This window comes from Geodermatophilus chilensis (assembly GCF_002802985.1).
Lineage (GTDB): Bacteria > Actinomycetota > Actinomycetes > Mycobacteriales > Geodermatophilaceae > Geodermatophilus > Geodermatophilus chilensis.
This window is the reverse complement of record NZ_NVPT01000350.1, coordinates 1-1,443: the sequence shown is the minus strand read 5'-3', so window position 1 is coordinate 1,443 and position 1,443 is coordinate 1. Positions and strand designations below refer to the sequence as shown.

Below are 1,443 nucleotides of genomic sequence, written 5' to 3'. Positions count from 1 at the left end.
GCGCCTGTAGTAACACGACCCCATCGCGGCCTGCCCGCATCCCTCCAGGTCAATCAGCGAATTGGGCCGGTCGCGTGCTCACGATCTTCGGAAGTCCGGCCTGGTTCAGCAGCCGAGAGATCGCCCCGTACACGGCCGCTTGTATGTCTAGTGCTCCGCAACTGACGTCTGTTGTGTCTTGCGGTGCCGTGGATGGGTGGCCTTGGCGATGATCGTGTCGGGGTCCTTGGTCCAGGTGAACGGCGCGCACCGGTCGTTCCAGGCGTCGATGAACCGCTGGATCGCGGCGATGAGGTCGGCGACGGTCGGGAAGCTGCCGCGGCGCAGGGCCTGGCGGGTGATGATCGAGAAGAAGGCCTCCACCAGGTTGAGCCAGGAGCCCGAGGTCGGGGTGAAGTGCAGCTGGATCCGGGGATGCCGGGCCAGCCAGGCGCGCACCGCCGGGTGCTTGTGGGTGGCGTAGTTGTCGACCACCACGTGCAGCTGCCGACGGGGATAGGCGGCGGCGACCTGCTTGAGAAAGGCCAGGAACTCCTGGTGACGGTGCCGCTCGGTGCAGGCGTCGGTGACCCGCCCGGTGGCCACCTCCAGCGCGGCGAACAGCGTGGTGGTGCCGTGCCGGACGTAGTCGAAGGTCTGCCGCTCCGCCGATCCGGGCCGGACCGGCAGCACCGCAGCGGTCCGCTCGAGGGCCTGCAGCTGCGGCTTCTCGTCCACGCACAGCACCACGGCCTTGTCCGGTGGGTTCAGGTACAGCCCGACGACGTCGCGGACCTTGCCCTCGAGCTCGGGGTCGGTGGAGAACTTGAACGTCTCCGCCCGCCACGGCTGCACGCCGAAGCGGTGCCAGATCCGGGCGATGGTGACGTGCGAGATCGGCGTCCCCTCGCCGGCCAGCGCCGCGGCCAGCAGCCGCGACGACCAGTGCGTCGCCCCGTAGGCGCTGGGCGGCTCGGTCAGCGTCAGCTCCAGCACCCGGTCCCGCAGCGCCTCCGGCAGCGGTGAGGGCTTGCCCGGCCGCGGGTGGTCTTCCAGCCCGGCCAGCCCCCGCTCGGCATAGCGGCGCCGCCAGGTCACCACCGTCGGCTCGGCGCAGCCCACCGTCGCGGCGATCTGCTTGCCCGGCACCCCCTCGGCCGAGAGCAGCACGATCCGGGCCCGCTCGACCTCCCGGGCCGGCGCCCCCTTGGCCCGCGCCCGCCGCTGCAACTCCCGCCGGTCAGCCTCCGGCACCACCACGGTTCGCACGTGAGCAGCCATGAGAAATGGTCAACCCGGACCCGGCATCACATCAGGACAACTGCAACGGACCACTAAAGATCATTAACGGCAGGAGTTACGGGCTCGGTTGGCCGCCGGCCGGACCCTGCTGACAGTCGGCGCGGCCTGCGCTATGCCCACACCATGAGGTATCCCCAGGGTGGCGGGCTGACCGCGGACGAG

At 70.4% G+C, this 1,443-nt stretch carries 1 protein-coding gene; it reads right to left on the bottom strand.

Annotated elements, in window-relative coordinates; translation table 11 throughout:
* Window positions 1-147 precede the first annotated feature (147 nt).
* Window positions 148-1,260, bottom strand: a complete 1,113-nt coding sequence (locus CNO22_RS27075) for an IS630 family transposase (protein ID WP_100502304.1) — start codon at window positions 1,258-1,260, stop codon at window positions 148-150.
* Window positions 1,261-1,443 lie beyond the last annotated feature (183 nt).

Coding starts and splice junctions, on each gene's coding strand:
- CNO22_RS27075 (WP_100502304.1), bottom strand. CDS start 1,260: ATGGCTGCTCACGTGCGAACCGTGGTGGTGCCGGAGGCTGACCGGCGG.